General features: G+C 64.1%; 13 protein-coding genes. 8 read left to right on the top strand and 5 right to left on the bottom strand.

Features of this window, described 5'->3' with window-relative positions; translation table 11 throughout:
- Nucleotides 1–10 precede the first annotated feature (10 nt).
- Together FQ668_RS13120 and FQ668_RS13115 are read right to left on the bottom strand one after the other, a co-directional pair.
- Nucleotides 11–2,917: an HD domain-containing phosphohydrolase gene (locus tag FQ668_RS13120; protein WP_019438995.1), complete on the bottom strand. Its 2,907-nt coding sequence runs from the start codon at nucleotides 2,915–2,917 to the stop codon at nucleotides 11–13.
- A gap of 205 nt (nucleotides 2,918–3,122) precedes the next feature.
- Nucleotides 3,123–3,734, bottom strand: a complete 612-nt coding sequence (locus tag FQ668_RS13115) for a TetR/AcrR family transcriptional regulator (protein ID WP_014591451.1) — start codon at nucleotides 3,732–3,734, stop codon at nucleotides 3,123–3,125.
- 109 nt (nucleotides 3,735–3,843) lie between these two features.
- On the opposite strand from FQ668_RS13115, the gene FQ668_RS13110 reads away from it, so the two are divergent.
- The 7 genes from FQ668_RS13110 (at nucleotide 3,844) to FQ668_RS13080 (ending at nucleotide 13,381) form a co-directional block, all read left to right on the top strand.
- Nucleotides 3,844–5,637 carry an ABC transporter ATP-binding protein gene (locus tag FQ668_RS13110; protein ID WP_076403188.1) on the top strand — a complete coding sequence of 598 codons (1,794 nt, stop codon included), beginning with the start codon at nucleotides 3,844–3,846 and terminating at the stop codon, nucleotides 5,635–5,637.
- Nucleotides 5,631–7,388, top strand: coding sequence for an ABC transporter ATP-binding protein (locus tag FQ668_RS13105; protein ID WP_144180282.1), 1,758 nt, complete (start codon nucleotides 5,631–5,633; stop codon nucleotides 7,386–7,388). The genes FQ668_RS13110 and FQ668_RS13105 overlap by 7 nt, the downstream gene beginning before the upstream one ends.
- Nucleotides 7,388–8,329 carry an ABC transporter permease gene (locus FQ668_RS13100; RefSeq protein WP_019438992.1) on the top strand — a complete coding sequence of 314 codons (942 nt, stop codon included), beginning with the start codon at nucleotides 7,388–7,390 and terminating at the stop codon, nucleotides 8,327–8,329. Before FQ668_RS13105 ends, FQ668_RS13100 begins: the two co-directional genes overlap by 1 nt.
- Nucleotides 8,326–9,267 (top strand): iron chelate uptake ABC transporter family permease subunit, encoded by a 942-nt coding sequence (locus FQ668_RS13095; RefSeq protein WP_019438991.1) that lies wholly within the window; start codon nucleotides 8,326–8,328, stop codon nucleotides 9,265–9,267. The genes FQ668_RS13100 and FQ668_RS13095 overlap by 4 nt, the downstream gene beginning before the upstream one ends.
- Complete coding sequence (locus FQ668_RS13090) at nucleotides 9,264–10,040, top strand: ABC transporter ATP-binding protein (RefSeq protein WP_014591456.1); 777 nt, start codon at nucleotides 9,264–9,266, stop codon at nucleotides 10,038–10,040. The genes FQ668_RS13095 and FQ668_RS13090 overlap by 4 nt, the downstream gene beginning before the upstream one ends.
- A complete protein-coding gene (locus FQ668_RS13085; RefSeq protein WP_014591457.1) occupies nucleotides 10,037–11,026 on the top strand; it encodes a siderophore ABC transporter substrate-binding protein in 990 nt (329 codons plus the stop codon). The genes FQ668_RS13090 and FQ668_RS13085 overlap by 4 nt, the downstream gene beginning before the upstream one ends.
- A gap of 117 nt (nucleotides 11,027–11,143) precedes the next feature.
- Nucleotides 11,144–13,381 (top strand): TonB-dependent siderophore receptor, encoded by a 2,238-nt coding sequence (locus FQ668_RS13080; RefSeq protein WP_144180279.1) that lies wholly within the window; start codon nucleotides 11,144–11,146, stop codon nucleotides 13,379–13,381.
- A gap of 141 nt (nucleotides 13,382–13,522) precedes the next feature.
- On the opposite strand, the gene FQ668_RS13075 is transcribed toward FQ668_RS13080, so the two are convergent.
- The 3 genes from FQ668_RS13075 to FQ668_RS13060 form a co-directional block, all read right to left on the bottom strand.
- Nucleotides 13,523–15,016, bottom strand: a complete 1,494-nt coding sequence (locus FQ668_RS13075) for an aldehyde dehydrogenase (protein WP_076403193.1) — start codon at nucleotides 15,014–15,016, stop codon at nucleotides 13,523–13,525.
- A 197-nt stretch (nucleotides 15,017–15,213) separates the two neighbouring features.
- Nucleotides 15,214–16,596: an aspartate aminotransferase family protein gene (locus tag FQ668_RS13065; RefSeq protein WP_134698364.1), complete on the bottom strand. Its 1,383-nt coding sequence runs from the start codon at nucleotides 16,594–16,596 to the stop codon at nucleotides 15,214–15,216.
- A gap of 42 nt (nucleotides 16,597–16,638) precedes the next feature.
- Entirely contained in the window at nucleotides 16,639–17,481 is an 843-nt protein-coding gene (locus tag FQ668_RS13060) for a helix-turn-helix transcriptional regulator (RefSeq protein WP_014591460.1), read from the bottom strand.
- Between the two features lie 282 nt (nucleotides 17,482–17,763).
- Between FQ668_RS13060 and FQ668_RS13055 the strand changes: the two genes are divergently transcribed.
- On the top strand, nucleotides 17,764–19,146 hold the full coding sequence (locus tag FQ668_RS13055; protein ID WP_119713510.1) for an APC family permease: 1,383 nt from the start codon (nucleotides 17,764–17,766) through the stop codon (nucleotides 19,144–19,146).
- Nucleotides 19,147–19,278: the final 132 nt, after the last annotated feature.

The raw sequence follows: 19,278 nt of genomic DNA, 5'->3' as shown, positions 1-19,278 counted from the left end.
CTGTCGCCCCTCAGCTCACAGGCCTCGCGGCGCTGCGCTCCTGAAGTTGCGCCAGCCAGTAGGCCACATCCACATCGTCGATCTGCTCGGTGCGCAGGAAGCGCTCGGCATATTGGCGATATACCCCGCTGCTGAGGAACAGCTGTAGCAGTTGCCCGTCGACGTGCCCCTCGCGGGCCATGGCCACCAGGATCTTCACCGATTCGGACAGCGTCTTCGGGGGTTTGTATGGCCGGTCTGCAGCCGTTAGTGCTTCAAAGATGTCGGCAATCGCCATCACCCGCTCGGCGATGCTCAGGTCCTGCCCGCCCAGACGACGCGGATAGCCGCTGCCGTTCATCTTTTCGTGGTGGTTGCCGGCGATGTCGGGTACCCGCTTGAGGTGGCGCGGGAGCGGCAGTGCACTGAGCATGATGATGGTCTGCACGATGTGTTCGTTGATCTTGAAGCGTTCTTCGTCAGTCAGCGTGCCACGGCGGACCGACAGGTTGTACAGCTCGCCGTAGTTGCTGGCGTGGCCTGGCAGATGCATGTCGAACCCCCAGATATTACGCGGGTCGTCCTTGACCACGGGCGGTGTGCGGGTGCCCCAGGGCACGCAGTGCTCGGGGCGATCAGCCAGCAATGGCTCCTCTGTCGGTAGTGCAGGCTGCGGCACGCCGACAAAGCGTTCCGCCTCATCACGGGAGATGCCCAGGCGGTTATCGAAATGGCGCAGCCAGCGGCGCTTGCCGATCACCTGCAAACGCTGGATATCGGCGTCCTGCATGAACTCGCCGCCGATGTTGGCCTGGGCGACGAAAGCGAAGTCGTCCTGCAGCTCGGCCTGGCTTCGCTGCAGTGCGGCTTTCAGCACCTGCTGGTCGGCGCCGCTGGCCAGGCCTTGCCAGTAGGCCAGCTCCGTATCGCGCCACAGCACTTCGAAACGCATGCGTACTTCGTGGATGCGGTTGTACAGGGTCTCCAGCTTGGTCGCCTTGTCCACCACGTACTCGGGGCTGGTGACCTTGCCACAATCGTGCAGCCACGCTGCCACACGGAACTCGTACCGCTCTGCCTCGGTCATGCTGAAGCTGGCGAACGGACCGCTGTCGGCTGCCACTGCTTGATCCAACAGCATCTGCGCCAGCTGAGGCACCCGCTCGCAGTGGCCACCGGTATAGGGGCTCTTGGCATCGATGGCGTCTGCCAGCAGCTTGATCATGGCGTCCAGCAGGCGTTGCTGGGCTTCGACCAACTGGCGGGTTTCGATGGCCACTGCAACCACGCCGGACAACTCCTCGACAAAGCGCCGAAATGCCTCGCCCACCCGCTCCTGCGCCTGCTCTTCGTCCATTTGCAGGACCAGGATGCCCAACAGTGCCCGGCTACGGTCATTCAGCACCACGGCCAGGCTGCGCCCGTGCAGGCCGAGGGCCTGGTTCACTGTTACAGCCAAATGCTGCCGGGCGCCCTCATCCACTGCCAGCTCGCTTGGGTAGTGTTCACCGCGGCACGAGGCGGCCAGACGCAGCAAGGCTTGTTCAGCGTCGTACAGGTAAACCACGCCGGCGTCGCCCCCGGCAGCCTCTACCAGATGGCTCAGCACGCCATCGAGCATGCGCTCCAGGTCTCGCTCGCGGCTGAGCGCAAGGGTAATCGCCTGAAAGTGGCGAATAGTGCCGGACATGCGGCTCAGCACGCGGCTCAACTCGCGCACCTCGGAAACCCGCGAGTGCACACCCACTTCACGGCTGAAATCAAAACTGGCCAAACCTTGAACCTGCTCGCGCAACAGCCGCAGCGGGCGGCCAATGCGCCGGCCAAGCACACCGCCGAGCACCAGCAACACGGCCATCAGTGCCACGGTCCAGAGCAACTGCTCGAACAAGACTTTGCGTGCCCCCACCAGCAACTCGTGGCCTGGTACGGCAATCAGCACGTACAAGTCGTGCCCGGCCAGGGTAGTCAGCTGCACACGAATGCCATACCAGGTCTGGCCGGCCACCTGATAAGGCTGAGGCTGGTTGCCCTTCGGCAGGTCAGCGTATAGCCGTGCCAGGCTGGGAGCGCCCAGCTCGGCGACACGCGACAGGCGCACGCCTTGCCCTTCGTGCACGATTGCCCGCTGCGGGTCCGGATAGGCCACAACGTTGCCCTGGTCATCGACCACCACGATCTCGGTACCCGGGGTCATGCGCAGGTCCCGAGTCTCGCTGGCCAGGTCGTTGACCGAGACGTCCAGGCCGATCACGGCGCCACCGTCGACGCTACGTTGGGCCATGGTCAAGCCGACCTCGCGGGTGGTGAAGAACACATAGGGGCGCGTCAGCACAGTAGAGGGTTGTACCGTGGCTTCAGCGAACCAGGGGCGCAGGCGTGGATCGTAGCGATAGTCAGGTTTGGCCTGGGCCTGCAACAAGTTCAGCGCCCGATCATAAAAGCGCCACTCGCCCTGCACCTTGGCGCCGTCGCCATGGCTGACGCTCTGCACCAGAAAAGCCGTGCCCGGTGGAGCGGCGAAACGCTGCATCAGCTGTGGGTCACGCAGGCGACGCACCAACAGGAACTCGCCGCTGGGGTAACCCAGATAGGCGGCGCTGAGCATGCGGTTGGCGTCCAGCATTTCCACCAGCTGTGGCAGCCGATCCAGGCGCTGTGCCTGGGTGTGCACCGTCGTGTTGTGGGCCAGCAGGCGAATGCTGCTTTGCGCCGGCTCGATCAGGCGCCTGGCGCGCTCGTCGATCGTCTTGGCAACCTGCTGGGCGGCATCGCCAGCGGCGGCCACGAGGGTTTGGCGAATACCGCGGTAACCCTGCCAGGCCAGGGCGGCGCCGAGCAGCAGCATGCCCAGCACGACGGCCAGCGCTACCAGCCATTGCAGCGAGATGCCACGCCCGGCTTTACCGGCAACACGGCCATTCGACACGCAGCCCATTCCAGGTACTCCATGTGTGGCAGTTTGAAGGAGCAGCCAGAGCGATCATGCAGGCCAGGGCCATTCGCAGGCAGCGTGACGGGCCAAATGGTGGCAAGCTGCCCTGGTCCATCTTGGCAGCAGTGTAGAGCGTACGTGGGCTTTCTGCCGGGATGGCAAAAAAGTTAACCTGGGCAGTAAAAGGCGCACAGCCGTTACATGAGGCTCAAACCCGCTGTTCCAGCATGACCAACGCCCCGATAATCAGCGCCTGCATGCCCTCAAGCAACTCCACTTCCATCTCCGATTCTTCGCCAGCCCGGTCGGCCTCCAGCAGCGGCTCGCGCCCCGACACCGTGTACACCGTATCGGCCACGGCAAAGCCATGGAACGCCACCGTCGACAACAACCAGCGCGCCTGTTCCAGGCTCAGGCCGTAGGCCTGGGCGATGTGCGCCTGGTGGTCATTGATCTTGTCGATCATCGCTTCTGTCGCTGCCAGCCTGCGGATCACATAGGGCGTCAGACCCGGGTGGGCCTTGACGAATGCCTGTACCGACGTGGCAAAGCGCGTCAGGTAGGACTGCAACCCTTCTACACAATTCCCGTCTGCCCTAGGGATCTGCCAGCGCTGAAAGATCTCCTCGGCCACCAGGCACTTGAGTGCTTCGATGTTCGGCACATGCTTGTACAGCGCCATGTGGCTTACGCCCAACGCAGCGGCCACGCCAACGAACGTGAGGTTGGGCAAGCCGATGGCGATGCTCACGTCGGCAATCCGTTCACGGGTGATGGTGCGAGGGCGACCGCGTCCGGGGGTGCGTTGTGGTGGTTGCATCAGTTCCTCCAGGCTTTGTGAAGACAGTCTTGTAGCTGCCTTGTCGGGTTTTCGCAAATTAGTTTATAGTCATGCAACTAATTAATTTGCAGCTTTCCAGGCCCGCTTCATGTCCGATTCATCAACGCCCCTTGACGATGCCGCCCCTTCAACAAACAAAGCCCGCAGCCCGCTCAGCCGTGTGCTTTCCCCCATTCGCGGGCGGCTGGCGCTGTCTGCGGTGCTGGCTGCGGCGGGTTCGATGCTGGCTTTGGTACCGCTGGCAGGCATTGCGCACATCGCACACCTGGCGTTGAGCGAAACCGCCACATCGGGCGCCATTGGCCGGGCCATCGCAGCCAGCATCGCCAGCCTGTTCACTGGCATGACCCTGATCACCGCAGCCGAAATGCTGGCGCACCAAGCCGACAACCACATCACCCATCACCTGCGCGTGGCGATCGGCCAGCGCCTGATGCAAGTGCCGCTCGGCTGGTTCAGCGAGCGGGCATCAAGCGAAGTGAAACGGGCCATGCAGGACGACATCGGCACACTGCACAGCCTGACCGCGCACTTTTTCACCACACTGGGCCGCGCCGTGGGCGCCGTGCTGATTTCCGTGGCCTACCTGTTCGCCATGGACTGGCGCCTTGCCGTGGTCGTGCTGCTGCCCTTCCCGGCGTTCTTCCTGTTTCTGCACCGTGCCATCAAGGCCAGCGCAGCGCATATGGGTGATGTGGTTGCGGGCATGGCGCGCATCGACAACGCGGTGGTCGAGTTCGTCAATGGCATGCCGCTGGTCAAAGCATTCGGCGGGCGCGGCAACGCGCAGGACCGCTACCGTGCAGCGGTCGATGCCTTTGCCAACACCTTCATCGGTTTCACCCGCCCACTGGTTGCGGCGATGGCACGGGCCAATGCCTTGATCGCGCCGGTGACGGTAGTGGGTGTGGTGCTGCTGGCAGGCATGGCGTTCGTGGCCCTGGGCTGGATAGAGCCGCTACAGATACTGCCCTTTGCCTTGGTCACACCTGGGTTGTGCGCGCCGCTACAGTTGTTGCACTACATCACCCACGACCTCAACAACGCGGTGGGGGCGGCCCAGCGGGTGCAGGTCCTGCTGGACACCCCGGTGCTGCCGGCCCCTGCGGTTGGCAGCCTGCCCAACGGCAGCGAACTGCGCGTGGAGCAACTGAGCCATGCCTACGCCCCCGGCAACAACGTGCTCGATGACGTCAGCTTCACCTTGGCCCCCGGCACCACGACCGCCATCGTCGGCCCCTCTGGCGCCGGCAAGTCGACCCTGGCGCGCCTGCTGCTACGGTTTTTCGACCCAGACGCCGGGCGCATCACCCTGGGTGGCGTCGACCTGCGGCAGATCGAGAGCCGCGAACTGTACCGACGCATAGGTTTCGTGCTGCAGGAGGTGCGGCTGATCCATGCAAGCGTGGCCGACAACATCGCCCTGGGCAAACCGGCTGCAACCCGCGAACAAGTCGAAGCGGCTGCGCGCCTGGCCAACATTCACACACGCATCCTGCAACTGCCGCGTGGCTATGACTCGGTGGTGGGCGAAGACGCGCAATTGTCCGGGGGCGAACAGCAGCGCCTGAGCATTGCTCGCGCCCTGCTGCTAGACCCGCCCGTGCTGGTACTGGACGAGGCCACCGCAGCCGCCGACGCCGAGAGCGAGGCGGCGATCCAGGATGCCCTGTCGCGTTTCGCCCGGGGTCGCACCCTACTGGTCATCGCCCACCGGCTGGACACGGTGATGCATGCCGACCAGATCCTGGTGCTGGACCAAGGCGCCCTGTGTGAACAAGGGCGTCACAGCGAATTGCTCACCCGCCAAGGCCTTTATGCACGGCTGTGGGCGCAGGGTGGTTATCAGGACACCGTGAAAAAGGCGCCGCCAGCATGCTGAAAACCTTCGTTCGACTGCTGGGCGAATGCGCCCCGGCCTGGCGCCGTTACCTGCTGATGACCGTACTGTACGGGGTATTCAGTGGCCTGACCATCAGTACCCTGGCGCCGCTCATGCTGCACCTGCTGAACAGCGAAATACACGCTGCCAGTGCCTGGTTGGCCGTGCTGGCCGTCGGCATGACGCTGTGCTGGGCCTGGCGACGCCAAGTGGAAAAGGCCGGCATAAGCTTGGCGGTAGCGGTGCTGCAAGGCGGCCGCCAGCACATTGGCGCCCAGGTAGCACAGCTGCCACTGGGTTGGTTCACCCCTGACAACACCGCGCGGCTCGGGCATGTGATCACCCAGGGCACGATGGCCGTGGCCCAACTGCCGGCCCATGTGCTCACGCCCTTGATCAGTGGCAGCGTCACGCCGCTGGTGCTGTTGGTAGCGCTGTTCATCCTGCACCCGCCGCTGGGGCTTGTCGCCCTGCTAGCGCTGCCGGCGCTGGCTGCAGTGCTGCTGTTCAGCGCACGCCTGGGGCGCCGGGCCGATCACGCCTTTCACCAGCACTTCGCCGCCGCCAGCCAGCGTATGGTGGAGTTCGCCCAGGCACAGTCGGTGCTGCGGGCCTTCAATGGGGAGGGTGGGGGCACACGGTTGCTGGCGCAAAGCCTGGAGCGCCAGCGCAGCAGCGGCATGGGCCTGATCATTCGTGCTTCGCTGTCAGTACTGCTCAACAGTTGGGCCGTGCAGGCAACATTTGCCGCGCTGTTGGTGGCCGCCGGCCTGTGGTTCGGCGATCAGGCGGGTGGCCAAGCGCAGGACGCAGTTGCGGTGATCGTGGCACTGGTGCTGGTGTGCCGCTTCATCGACCCGCTGCAGGACGTGGCCAGCCATGTCGATTTCCTGCGCGGGGCCCATGGCCAGCTGCAGGAAATCGAACGGATCCTGGCAGCCAAGCCGTTGCCAGAACCCGCCTCGCCCCACCGGCCGGTGGACGGCGCAATCAACCTGCAAGGGGTGAGCTTGCGCTACAATCCCACCGGGCCCGACGTGCTGCAAAACGTGAACCTGCACATCCCGGCAGGCAGCATGACCGCCGTCATCGGCGCCTCGGGCTCAGGCAAGACATCACTGATGCGCCTGATTGCACGGTTCTTCGATACCACCGAAGGCAGTGTGCGCATTGGCGGCGTCGACGTGCGGCAAATGGCCCGCGCCAGCCTGACCGACACAGTCAGCCAAGTACTGCAGGACACCTGGCTGTTCCAGGGCAGCATCGCCGACAACATCCGTATCGGCAAACCCGATGCCAGCGACGCCGAGGTACTGCAAGCGGCGCACATGGCCGGCTTGGGACACACCCTCGAACGGCTGCGCGGGGGCCTCGATACGTCCGTGGGCGAAGGTGGTGCGCAGCTTTCCGGTGGCGAACGCCAGCGTGTGACCATTGCCCGTGCGCTGATCAGGCAAGCACCAGTACTGCTGGTGGACGAAGCCACCGCCGCCCTTGATGCCGAGAACCAGGCCGTGATTGCCCAGACGCTACACAGCCTGCATGGGCGTTGCACCTTGGTGGTCATCGCACACCAGCTCAGCACCGTGGCCATGGCCGACCATATCGTGGTGCTGGACGCCGGGCAGGTTGTCGAGCAAGGCACACCGGCCACACTGCGCGCCAATGGCGGGCACTATGCACGCATGCTCGAACAGCGCCACGCCGCCAACGGCTGGCGCATCGGGGCACCGAGGGTGGAACACGACTGATGCGTGTTGCATGCCTCATCCTGTTCCTGGTGTTGTGCGCGGCCTCACTGGCTGTCGGCGTTCGTGAGCTGGCCTGGTCTCAGCTGCTTACCCTGCAAGGCGACGCCTGGTTGACCCTGACCGCAAGCCGCCTGCCACGGCTGGCCGCATTGATACTGGTGGGTGTCGGGCTGGCGGTATGCGGTGTGATCCTGCAGCAGATCGTGCGCAACCGTTTCGTTGAACCCGGCACCACCGGCGGGCTCGATGCCGCGCGCCTGGGCATCCTGCTGTCGCTGGGCCTGGCGCCCGCGGCCGGGGCACTGCCGCGCATGCTGTTCGCACTGGCCGTGTGCTTTGCCTCCAGCCTGCTGTTTGTCGCCCTCATCCGCCGCATACGCGCCCGCAACGCGGTGCTGGTGCCGGTCATCGGCCTGATGTACGGCGGCGTGCTGAGTGCGCTGGCCGAGTTCTACGCCTACCGCTTCAACCTGCTGCAAAGCATGCAGGGCTGGTTACTGGGTGATTTTTCCAAGGTGGTGCAGGGCCGCTACGAAATTCTCTACCTGATTGTACCGATCGTGTTGCTCACCTACCTGTACGCACAGCGCTTCACCGTGCTGGGCATGGGCGAAGGCATGGCCACCAGCCTGGGCCTGAACTACACCGCCAACGTGACGGTGGGCCTGCTGCTGGTAGCAGTGACGGTGTCGGCCAGCGTGATCATCGTCGGCGCCATCCCCTTCGTCGGCCTGGTGGTGCCCAACCTGGTCGCCCTGCGCCATGGCGACAACCTGCGCCGCACCCTGCCACTGGTGGCGCTGGGCGGTGCGGCCTTGCTGCTGGTCTGCGACCTGCTCGGGCGGTTGCTGATCTACCCGTTCGAAGTGCCCATCGGCCTGACTGCAGGCGGCCTGGGCGGGCTGATCTTCCTCGGGCTGATCATCTGGAGGCAGCGATGAAAGGCCGACACTGCTTGTGGCTGGCCGTGGTCGCTCTGGCCACGCTGTTCGTGTTCGTCAACGCCGGGGCGGATTTCGCCTACCTCATCCCCAAGCGCCTTGTGCGCCTGGCGGCCATGGTGATCGGTGGCGTGTGCGTGGCCTGCTCCGCCATCGCCTTCCAGACCCTTTCCGGCAATCGCATCCTCACCCCGGCGATCATGGGCTACGAAGCCGTGTACCTGCTGCTGCAGGCGCTGCTGGTGCTGGGCATGGGCGTGCAGGGGCTGATCGTGCTCGGCAGTGACGGCAATTTCCTGCTCTCGATGCTACTGATGCTCGGCTACTCCTGGGCCCTGCACCGCTGGCTGTTTCGTGACGGCAAAAACAACGTGTACTTCCTGCTGCTGGTCGGCCTGGTGCTGACCATGGTCATGGCCACGTTCACCCAGTTCGTCCAGCTGAAAGTCAGCCCCGGCGAGTTCTCGATGCTGCTGGGCTACACCCAGGCTTCGTTCAACCGGGCATCGCCACAGTTGCTGCTGTATTCGGCCGTGCTGGTGGCGGGCGTGTGTGTGCTGCTGGCCCGGGCCGTACCGGTGCTGGACGTGCTGGCACTCGGGCGCGACCAGGCCATTTCACTGGGCGTGGACTACCGGCGCAACGTGCGCCTGCTGCTGGCGCTGATCGCAGCGTTGGTCGCGGTGTCGACCAGCCTGTTGGGGCCCACGGCATTCATGGGCGTGTTCGTCGCCAACATCACCTATGCGATGGCCGGCACCTTCCGCCACCGGGTCACCCTGGCCCTCGGCAGCGCCGTGGCCATTGCCGTGTTCATTGCCGCCCAGTTGCTGGTCGAGCATGTCTTCAACTACAGGACCACCGTCGGCATCCTCGTGAACCTGGTGTGTGGCACCTACTTCCTCGCCCTGATGGTGCGCAACCGGGGAGCCGCATGATTACAGTCCACGACCTGCACAAAACCTATGGCAGCAAAGAGGTGTTGAGCGGGGTAAGCGCCAGCTTCCCGCGCGGGCAGCTGACCTCGCTGATCGGCCCCAATGGCGCCGGCAAGACCACCCTGCTGATGATGCTGGCCCGGCTGCTGGCGCCTGCCAGCGGTGACATACGCCTGGACGGGCAAAGCATCGACAGCATCGCCATCGGCGACTATGCCCGGCGCGTGGCCACCCTGCGCCAGTCGGTCGACTTCAACCTGCGCCTGACCGTCGACGAACTGGTCGCGTTCGGCCGCTTCCCCTACAGCCGTGGTGCGCTCACCGCTGCAGACCGTCGGGCCATCGACCAGGCCATTGCCTTTCTGTCCCTGGAGCCGCTGCGCCAGGCCTACCTCGATGAACTCAGCGGCGGCCAGCGGCAAATGGCCTTTCTGGCCATGACCATCGCCCAACAGACCGACTATCTGCTGCTGGACGAGCCGTTGAACAACCTCGACATGCGCCACGCCGTGCAGATCATGCGCGCCCTGCGTCGGCTGTGCGACGAGTTCGGCCGCACGGTGATTTTGGTGGTGCACGACATCAACTTTGCAGCCGCCTACTCCGACTGCATCGTCGCCATGCAGGGTGGCCGTGTGCATTGCAGCGGCAGCGTCGAGCAGGTTGTGACCGAGCGACAGCTGCACGCGCTGTACGGGCTGGATTTCGACATCACCCACAGCGCGCGCGGCCGCCTGTGCAACTACTTCAACCCACCCGGAGAACAGCAATGAACCGCAACCACCCCGCCAACGGCTGGCCATTGGCGCTACTGCTAGCCGCCACCCTCGCCCTGCACGGCTGCAACGAGCCCACGGCAGCCACAGCGGCACCGGCGAACACCACGCGCCATGGCGACTACACGCCGTTAACCGTACAGCACAAACTGGGCACCACAGTGATCAGTCAACTGCCACAGCGCACGGTGGCTCTGGACATGAACGAAGTGGACTTCCTCGACCAGTTGGGCGTACCCGTGGCGGGCATGCCCAAGGACTTCGTGCCGGACTTTCTTGCACGCTATAAGGATGCCGGGCAAACAGCAGATGTCGGCTCGATCGTGCAGCCCAACCTGGAGCGGGTGCATGCGGCGCGGCCTGACCTGATCCTGATCACCTCGCTGCAGGCCAACCACTATGACGAACTGAGCGAAATGGCGCCGACCCTGCACTTCGATGTGGACTATCGCGACAGCGAAACCGGGCATGTCGCCATGGTCAGGCAGCACCTGCTCAGCCTTGGGCAGGTGTTCGGCAAGCAAGGCTTGGCCCAGCGCAAGGCTGACGCACTGGAGGCCAAGCTGGCCCAGGCGCGCAGCGTCACCCGCGACCGCCCGGAGCGGGCCCTGGTGGTGCTGCACAACAACGGCGCCTTCAGCGCCTTCGGCGTGCAGTCGCGCTACGGCTTCATCTTCAATGACCTGGGCGTCAAGCCGGCCACCACTACCCTGGATACCGGCCTACATGGCCAGCCGATTTCCAGTGAGTTCATCCAGCAGGCCAACCCTGACATCCTCTATGTGGTGGATCGCACCGCCGTCATGGAGCACCGCCCAATGATGACGGCAGACACCTTGGACAACCCCCTGCTGCGCCAGACCAACGCCTGGAAGCACGGCCGCGTGGTGTTCGTCGACCCGCAGGCCTGGTACGTCACGGCCGCCAGCCCGACCTCACTGGCTTTGATCGCGGATGACGTGATCAGGGGCTATCAGGACTAGGCACTGCCTTTTTGCAAATGCCTGTCACTGCGTGAGCGCGTGATTCTCATTTGCCTTACGTCTTCGCTTTTTAAATGCAAAAACACAACCCGCCATTTGTCCCTCTGGAGCCATCGCGTGTCCATCCGTACCTTGCACACACTCTCGTCCCCTACCTTGGCATTGCCTGCGCTGCCGCGCACCCCGCTGGCACATGCCGTATTCATTGGCCTGGCCCTTGGTAGCTGCACACTGGCGCCAATCGCCGCACACGCCGACGCAGCCAACCCCCACGAGGCCGCTGAAGAAAAACCCGCCGCTCCGGAATTGCCCGCCACCCTGATCGACGCCCAAGCCAGCGCTGCCGATCCACTGCCACCGGTGTATGCCGGCGGCCAGGTGGCCACCGGCGGGCGGGTGGGCCTGCTGGGCAACAAAGACTTCATGGAAACGCCGTTCAGCACCGTCAGTTACACCGACACCTACATTCAGGATCTGCAGGCCCGGGACATCACCGACGTTATCGCCGCCACCGACCCGTCAGTGTTCAGCAACGGCCTGACCGGCACCTACAGCGAGAACTACTCGATCCGCGGCTTCCAGACCAGCGTCAGTGACATGACTATCGATGGCCTGTTCGGCATGGCCCCCTACTACCGCGCCTCACCCGAAATGTACGAACGCATCGAAGTACACAAAGGCCCGTCGGCGCTGCTTAACGGCATGCCGCCCGGCGGTTCGGTGGGCGGTGTTGTCAACCTGATTCCCAAGCGCGCTGGCGACACGCCGCTGACCCGGCTGACCGCCACCTACGCTTCCGATGCCCAGCTTGGCGGCCATGTCGACGTTGGCCGGCGCTTCGGTGAGGGCAACCAGTTTGGCGTGCGCTTCAACGGCATGTACCGCGACGGCGACACTGCCATCGACGATCAACGCCAGCGCAATGTGCTGTCTTCTCTGGCCCTGGACTGGCGTGGCGAACGTGGCAAGCTGTCGCTCGACCTGTTCGATACCGACGACCACATCAGCGGCCAGAACCGCGGCATGGGCCTGGCCGCTGGGGTGCCAGTCCCCAAACCGCCAAAAAACGACACACTGCTCAACCCCGACTGGGCTTATGTGGAAACCAAGGACAAGGGCGTCATCCTGCGCGGTGAGTACGAGCTGAACGACCAGTTGCTGGCCTATGGCGCGGTCGGCACCAGCAAGACGGACTATCGCTACAGCGGCGCACTCACAGCCACGGTGAACAACAGCGCCGGTGATTTCACCACCGCGATGGGCCAGTTGCAGATGGAGATCCACAAGACTTCTGCCGAGGTGGGGCTGCGTGGCCATTTCGACACCTTCGGCATCAACCACCAATGGTCGGTCAACGCCACCCAGTACAGCGACACGCAAAAGGACTTCGGCCGCCGCGCCGCCGGCTCGAACTGGACGACCAATATCTACAACCCTGTCTGGGGCCCGAAGGTATCGGAGGCCTGGCCACTGATTGCCCACACGGAAAACGACCTGAAAAGTTATGGCATCGCCGACACCCTGTCGGTGCTGGATGACAGGGTGCAACTGACCCTCGGCGTACGTCGCCAGGAAGTGGTCACCGACACTTACAACACCAATACCGGTGCCCGCAACAAACCAGGCTATGACACCCACGCCACCACCCCCGCCGGGGCCATCCTGTTCAAGCTGACCGATGAGCTGTCGCTGTACGCCAACTACATCGAAGGCCTGAGCAAAGGCGCGGCCGCACCGATCACCGCTGCCAACTATGGCGACGTGTTCGCGCCGTACAAATCAAAACAGAAGGAAATCGGCCTCAAGCTCGACCTGGGCACCTTCAGCCACACCTTGGCGCTGTATGAAATCAAGCGCCCGGGCAGCTACACCGACCCGGTCACCAACATCTTTTCGTTCGGTGGCGAGCAGCGTAATCGGGGCGTGGAATGGAGCTTCTTCGGTGCCCCTCTGCCCGACGTGCGCCTGATGGGGGGCGTGGCTTATGTCGACCCCAAGCTGACCAAGACCGCAGGCGGTGCCAACGATGGCAAGACCGCCACGGCCTACCCCAAGGTGCAGGGCAAGCTGGGCATGGAGTGGGACATCCCCGGCCTGGATGGGCTGACCCTGACCGGCAACGTGACCTCACAGTCCAAGCAATACATCAATGCCGAGAACAGCCTGTCGATTCCGGGTTACACGATCTTCGACGTTGGCGCCCGCTTTGTGACCCAGGTCGCCAACAAGCCGGTCACCTTGCGAGCGAACATCGCCAACCTGGGGGACAAGGACTACTGGGGTGTGCCACTGACCCAGACCCTGGGGTTGGGGGCGCCGCGGACCTATCAGCTTTCGGCTAGCGTGGACTTCTAACCGGGTCCCGCTGCGGCGCCAGATACGGCCTCTTCGCGGGCGCGCCCGCTCCCGCAGGTCCAGCACAACCCTCAGACTTGTGCTGAACCTGTGGGAGCGGGCATGCCCGCGAAGCAGACGACGCGGTCAATGATCAATACATCAGCCGCGCAACTGGTACCAGGTGGTCTTGAGTTGCGAATACTTGTCGAACGAATGCAGTGACAGATCGCGGCCAAACCCCGACTGCTTGCCCCCACCGAACGGCACCGTCACATCCAGCGCATCGACCGTGTTCACCGATACGGTACCGGCTTTCAACGCCCGCGCTACCCGGTGCACCTGGTTGAAGTCGTCGCTCCACACCGAGGCTGCCAGGCCATAGATGCTGTCGTTGGCCAGGCGCACGGCTTCTTCTTCCGTGTCGAAGGCGCTGACCGCCAGTACCGGGCCGAACACCTCCTCCCGCGCCAGGCCCATGCGGCCCTCGACACCGGCAAAAATGGTGGGCTCGATGTAGTTGTCCGACCCTTCGATGGTCAGGCGCCGACCGCCACACACCAACCGTGCGCCCTCTTGCCCGGCGCGCACGATGGCAGCCTCGATACGGCCGGTCTGCTCGGCATCGACAATGGCCCCGGCGCGGCTCGCCGGATCCAGCGGGTTACCGGGCAGCCACTGGCGAGCCTTGGCCTGCAGGCGCTCGATGAACTCATCGTGGATGGCACGCTGCACGTACAGCCGCGAGTTGGCCGAACACACCTCGCCCTGGTTGAAGAAAATGCCGAAGGCGGCCTTTTCCGCAGCCAGGTCCAGGTCCTGGCAGTTGTCGAACACCAGGTTTGGGCTCTTGCCGCCGCACTCCAGCCACACCTGCTTGAGGTTGGACTGCGCCGAGTACTGCATGAAGTACTTGCCCACCTGGGTGGAGCCGGTGAAGACCAGGCAGTCCACATCCGGGTGCAGGCCCAGCGCCTGCCCGGCCTGCTCGCCCAGGCCCGGCACCACGTTCAGTACGCCTTCCGGCAACCCTGCTTCCAGCGCCAGTTGGGCCAGGCGCAGGGCCGAAAACGGTGATTGCTCGGCGGGCTTGAGTACCACACTGTTACCGGCAGCCAGCGCCGGGGCCAGCTTCCAGGCGGCCATGTCGAGGGGAAAATTCCACGGCACCACAGCCGCGACCACACCCAGTGCTTCGCGGGTGATGGTGGCCAGCGCCGTGGGCGCCGTGGGCGCCACCTGGTCGTACAGCTTGTCCAGCGCTTCACCGTACCAGCCGAACACATGTGCCGAGCCCGGCACGTCTATGTTGTAGGCGTCCATCACCGGCTTGCCCATGTTCAGCGAGTCCAGCAACGCCAGTTCTTCACGATGGGCCATGATCAGCTCGGCCAGGCGCAGCAGCACTTTCTTGCGCTCGCCCGGCGCCATGCGCGGCCAGGGGCCTTGCTCGAAGGCTCGACGGGCGCTGGCGACGGCCAGGTCGACCTCGGCATGGCCGCAGGCGGCAACCTGTGCCATTACGTTGTTGGTGGCGGGGTTGATGGCTGCGAAGGTAGCGCCATCCCGTGCGTTGACGGGTTTGCCACTGATCAGCGCTTTGGATGGCAGGTACAGGTCCGAGGCGCGTTGTTGCCAGAATTCGAGGGTGTACATTTGTACTCCAGGCGACCGCGGTGGCGATCATTTTTTGCGGAAGTGACAGGTACCACACAGTCCGCAAGCGCGCCGCGCCTCCTCTGTGGGAGCGGGCGTGCCCGCGATTCAGGCGACACGGAGGATGGCACCGGCTTCGCCGGTGTTCGCGGGCATGCCCGCTCCCACAGGGGAAACCGGTTGCCCTTGGCAACGGCTTAGAGCTTGCCGACCAGCCGCGCCGTGCGGTCTACGGCTATCCGGGTCTTCTCCACCAGCTCATCCAGCTCGCTGTGGTTGGCGATCAAGGCCGGGGCCATGATCATCCGGCCCAGAGTCGAGCGAATGATCACCCCTTCCTCGAAACCAAAGGTGCGGCACTGCCAGGCCAGGTCGTTCTCGTTGGCAAAGCGCTTGCGCGTCGGCTTGTGCTCGGCGAACTGCAGCGCCGCCACCAGTCCGGCCCCTTGCACCTGGCCGATCAATGGGTGGTCGGCAAACACTTCCCGCAGAATGCGCTGCAGGTACGGCCCCGTGTCGTCCTTCACCTGGCGCACGATGCCTTCGTCACGCAGCGCCTTCAGGTTGGCGATGGCCACTGCCGCCGCCACCGGGTGGCCGGAATAGGTCAGGCCGTGGGCAAATACCCCGCCGCGTTCCACCAACGCCTCGGCAATGCGCTTGCCAAGCACCAGGCCACCCATGGGCACATAGCCACTGGTCAGGCCCTTGGCAATCGACAGGGTGTCGGGCTCGAAGCCGAAGTATTCATGGGCGAACCATTCGCCGGTGCGGCCAAAGCCACCGATCACCTCATCGGCGCACAACAGCACGTCGTACTGGCGGCAGATACGCTGGATTTCCGGCCAGTAGCTTTCCGGCGGGAAGATCATGCCGCCTGCCCCCTGGAAGGGTTCGGCAATGAAGCCGGCAACGTTTTCGGCACCCAGTTCGAGGATCTTTTCCTCCAGCTGCAGGGCGCAGCGGCGGCCGAACTCGGCCGGGGTCAGTTCACCGCCCTCGGCGTACCAGTAGGGTTCGTCGATGTGTGCCACATCCGGAATCAACCCGCCCATGTCGTGCATGAACTTCATCCCGCCCAGCGCCGTGGCCGCCAGGGTCGAGCCGTGGTAGCCGTTCCAGCGGCCGATCATGACCTTCTTGCCTGGCTGGCCAACCACCTGCCAGTAGCGGCGCACGGTGCGGATCAGTACCTCGTTGGCCTCGGAGCCCGAGTTGGTGTAGATCGCGTGGCTGTAGTGCCCCGGCAGCAGGCTGAACAGCAACTCGGACAGTTCGATCACCGCCGGGTGGGTGGTGTGGAAGAACATGTTGTAGTAGGCCAGCTGATCCATCTGCGTAGCCGCGGCGGCCGTCAGGTCACGACGGCCATAACCGAGCTGGGTGCACCACAGGCCAGACATGCCGTCCAGGTAGCGCTTGCCCTCGCTGTCCCACAGGTGCAGGCGTTCGCCCCCGACGATCACCCGCGGCCCTTCGGCGTTCAGCGCCTTCTGGTCGAGGAAGGCATGAATGTGGTGGGCGGCATCGGCTGCCTGGTAGTCACGGGTCTGGCGTTGCGGGGCGAAAGGCGCGTTCATTGTTGGTTTTCCTTTGCGGTGGGGTTGCAGGGCAGCTGGCGTTCAGCGCAGCTTGCCCATGTAGCTTTCCAGCGGGTCCTTGCCCAGCACGCCCTGGGCATTGGCCAGTGCATCGATGAACAGGGAGAACAGTTCGGACTGGGTGCCGATGTCGAGCTTGGCGTAGACGTTCTTGCGGTGCGACTTGATGGTGTCTTCCGACACCCCCAGCCGCTCGGCCAGCGACTTGGTCGAGTGGCCACGCAGGATCAACTGGGCGATACGGCATTCACGCTCGGTCAGCAGCGAGCTGCCAAAATTGTTCAGCGCGGCATGGATACGTTGCTCGAGGATGTTCTCGAAGCGCCCTGCGCGGCTGTCCAGCCCGGCAAAATGCTTGCCGAGTACCGCCAGTACCCAAGGCGTGATGAGCCCGAACAGCGTGCGGCTTTGCCCATCCAGCTTGTCGGTGAAAGCCAGCGACACCGCCAGGCTTTGCCCGGGCGCCACCTGCAGGATGTAATTGAGTTCATCCTCCAGGTGCGAGTGGCGGTAGAACGATTGGTAGTATTCGCTGACCTCGAAGTGATCGGGTGCCACTTCGAACAGGCCGTAGCAGCCGGATTCGACCTGTTCCACGCAAGCACCGTAGAACGGGTCGAGCAGGTAGAAGCCCGACAGGTAGCGGCTGACATTGCCCTCGGGTTGCCAGGGCGCCTTGTCATCCTGCTCGAACAGCGCACAGGGCATGCCGTCGTGCGGGTACAGGTAAACCGTGGTCGCCTGGATCGGCCGTATCACACCCAGTGCAGCAAACAGGCTGGCGGCAAAGCCCGGCCGGCCGATAGCCTCGGTGACCTTGGCCTGGTGCTCGAACCATTGAGCTGAAAGCAATTGATTGGTCACTGTAAGCCTGCCGTTTCTTCTCAGTGGCACCGCCGCCAGTGCGGTGCGTCGTTGAGCAGATACTCCCACGGCGCTGCAGGCACCGGAATCACCCTTTGGGGTGAGCCGGGCAAGGGCTGTGTCCGCTCACCCCAAAGGGTGATTCCGGGTGCCTGCAGGGTGTGGGAGCATCAACCCGCCCCAGCGCTGCGAGCTTTCCGCTCGACCTCCTTGCACTACACCTGACGGTCGCGAGCCTGCTCGCCTGCCGCGGTGTCCTGCATCCCTTTTCAGGAGTTAGCAATGCATACAACAACAAGTACAGCCCATAGCCCCGCCCCGCATGCAACCTCGCAACCCGGCACCAGCACCGGCCGCTTCCGCAAGTCCATGAGCATGACCGCCCTGGTGCTGTTTGGCCTGGCCTACATGGTGCCCCTGGCCGTATTCACCACCTACGGGCTGGTCACCCAGATGACCAAAGGGCACCTGCCCACCGCCTACCTGCTCACGCTCGCCGCCATGCTGCTGACCGCCTACAGTTACGGCCGCATGGTCCAGGCCCACCCCTACTCCGGCTCGGTCTACACCTACACGCGCAAGGCCTTCGGCAGCCATATCGGCTTCATCACCGGTTGGACACTGCTGCTCGACTACATCTTTCTGCCGCTGCTCAGCTACCTGCTGATCGGCATCTACATGTCGGAATACTTCCCGACCATCCATGCCTGGGTGTGGGTAGCGGGTTCCATTGCCCTGGTCACCTTCCTCAACCTGATCGGCATCGAGTCGATCACTCGGGTCAACTGGATCCTGGTGGTGGTGCAACTGGTGTTCATCATCGTCTTCGTCGCTTTGTCCATTCTCAAGCTCAGCGGACAGGCGGAGCCGGTGTCGCTGCTGGCCCCCTTGCACCACGAAGGCTTCAGTGTGCCGTTGATCATGACCGGCGCCGCCGTGCTGTGCCTGTCGTTCCTCGGCTTCGATGCGGTGTCGACCATGGCTGAGGAAACCAGTAACCCGACCTACCGCATTCCCGTGGCGATTCTGGCGGTGTCGTTGATCGGCGGCCTGCTGTTTCTGGTGGTGTCTTATTGCGCACAGATGGTATTCCCCGACTGGGGCAGCTTCGCCGACCCGGATTCGGCGTCGGTCGACGTGATGCGCCGGGTGGGCGGCGAGCTGCTGGTAACCGCCTTCACCGCTACCTACGTGGCGGGCTGCTTCGCCTCGGCTATGGTGTCCCAGGCCAGCGTGTCGCGCGTACTGTTCGCCATGGGCCGCGACGGCGCCTTGCCGCGGGCATTCGGCCAGCTGGTGACGAAAAAGCGCGTGCCGGCCACTGCCATCCTGGTGGTCAGCCTGCTGTCGCTGATCGCCCTGGTGATCACCCTGGATACCGTGGCGAACATGATCAGCTTTGGCGCACTGTTCGCCTTTTCGGCGGTGAACCTGGCGGTGGTCAAGCACTACCTGGTTGACCAGAAACTACGCGGTTACCGCAACTACCTGCTGTACGGCGCCATTCCCGGCCTGGGCTTTCTCAGCACGCTGTGGCTGTGGAGCAGCCTGACCAGCCTGTCGTTCGCCATCGGCCTGTGCTGGATGGCGTTGGGCCTGTTGGTGCTACTGGGGCTGACCCGGGCGTTGCGCGTGAAGCTGCCAGAGTTGCAGATGGCCGAGTGAGCCCTGACGCCTTGCATGACCGCTCCTGCAGGGCATCGCGAGAACCCGGGTGATAACGGCTCGTTATCACCCGATCCGTATTAATCATTATTCAGCCCCCCGTTCGCCCCCTACAGTCCTGACCAACGATTG

The organism is Pseudomonas sp. Kh14 (genome assembly GCF_900291005.1).
Classification (GTDB): Bacteria; Pseudomonadota; Gammaproteobacteria; order Pseudomonadales; family Pseudomonadaceae; genus Aquipseudomonas; species Aquipseudomonas alloputida.
Note: the sequence above shows the minus strand (reverse complement) of the source record. Positions and strands in the feature narration are given on the sequence as shown.

What these genes read in the sequence shown, in the direction of transcription:
- FQ668_RS13120 (WP_019438995.1), bottom strand. Translation starts at nt 2,917, where the DNA reads ATGGGCTGCGTGTCGAATGGCCGTGTTGCCGGTAAAGCCGGGCGTGGC.
- FQ668_RS13115 (WP_014591451.1), bottom strand. Translation starts at nt 3,734, where the DNA reads ATGCAACCACCACAACGCACCCCCGGACGCGGTCGCCCTCGCACCATC.
- FQ668_RS13110 (WP_076403188.1), top strand. Translation starts at nt 3,844, where the DNA reads ATGTCCGATTCATCAACGCCCCTTGACGATGCCGCCCCTTCAACAAAC.
- FQ668_RS13105 (WP_144180282.1), top strand. Translation starts at nt 5,631, where the DNA reads ATGCTGAAAACCTTCGTTCGACTGCTGGGCGAATGCGCCCCGGCCTGG.
- FQ668_RS13100 (WP_019438992.1), top strand. Translation starts at nt 7,388, where the DNA reads ATGCGTGTTGCATGCCTCATCCTGTTCCTGGTGTTGTGCGCGGCCTCA.
- FQ668_RS13095 (WP_019438991.1), top strand. Translation starts at nt 8,326, where the DNA reads ATGAAAGGCCGACACTGCTTGTGGCTGGCCGTGGTCGCTCTGGCCACG.
- FQ668_RS13090 (WP_014591456.1), top strand. Translation starts at nt 9,264, where the DNA reads ATGATTACAGTCCACGACCTGCACAAAACCTATGGCAGCAAAGAGGTG.
- FQ668_RS13085 (WP_014591457.1), top strand. Translation starts at nt 10,037, where the DNA reads ATGAACCGCAACCACCCCGCCAACGGCTGGCCATTGGCGCTACTGCTA.
- FQ668_RS13075 (WP_076403193.1), bottom strand. Translation starts at nt 15,016, where the DNA reads ATGTACACCCTCGAATTCTGGCAACAACGCGCCTCGGACCTGTACCTG.
- FQ668_RS13065 (WP_134698364.1), bottom strand. Translation starts at nt 16,596, where the DNA reads ATGAACGCGCCTTTCGCCCCGCAACGCCAGACCCGTGACTACCAGGCA.
- FQ668_RS13055 (WP_119713510.1), top strand. Translation starts at nt 17,764, where the DNA reads ATGCATACAACAACAAGTACAGCCCATAGCCCCGCCCCGCATGCAACC.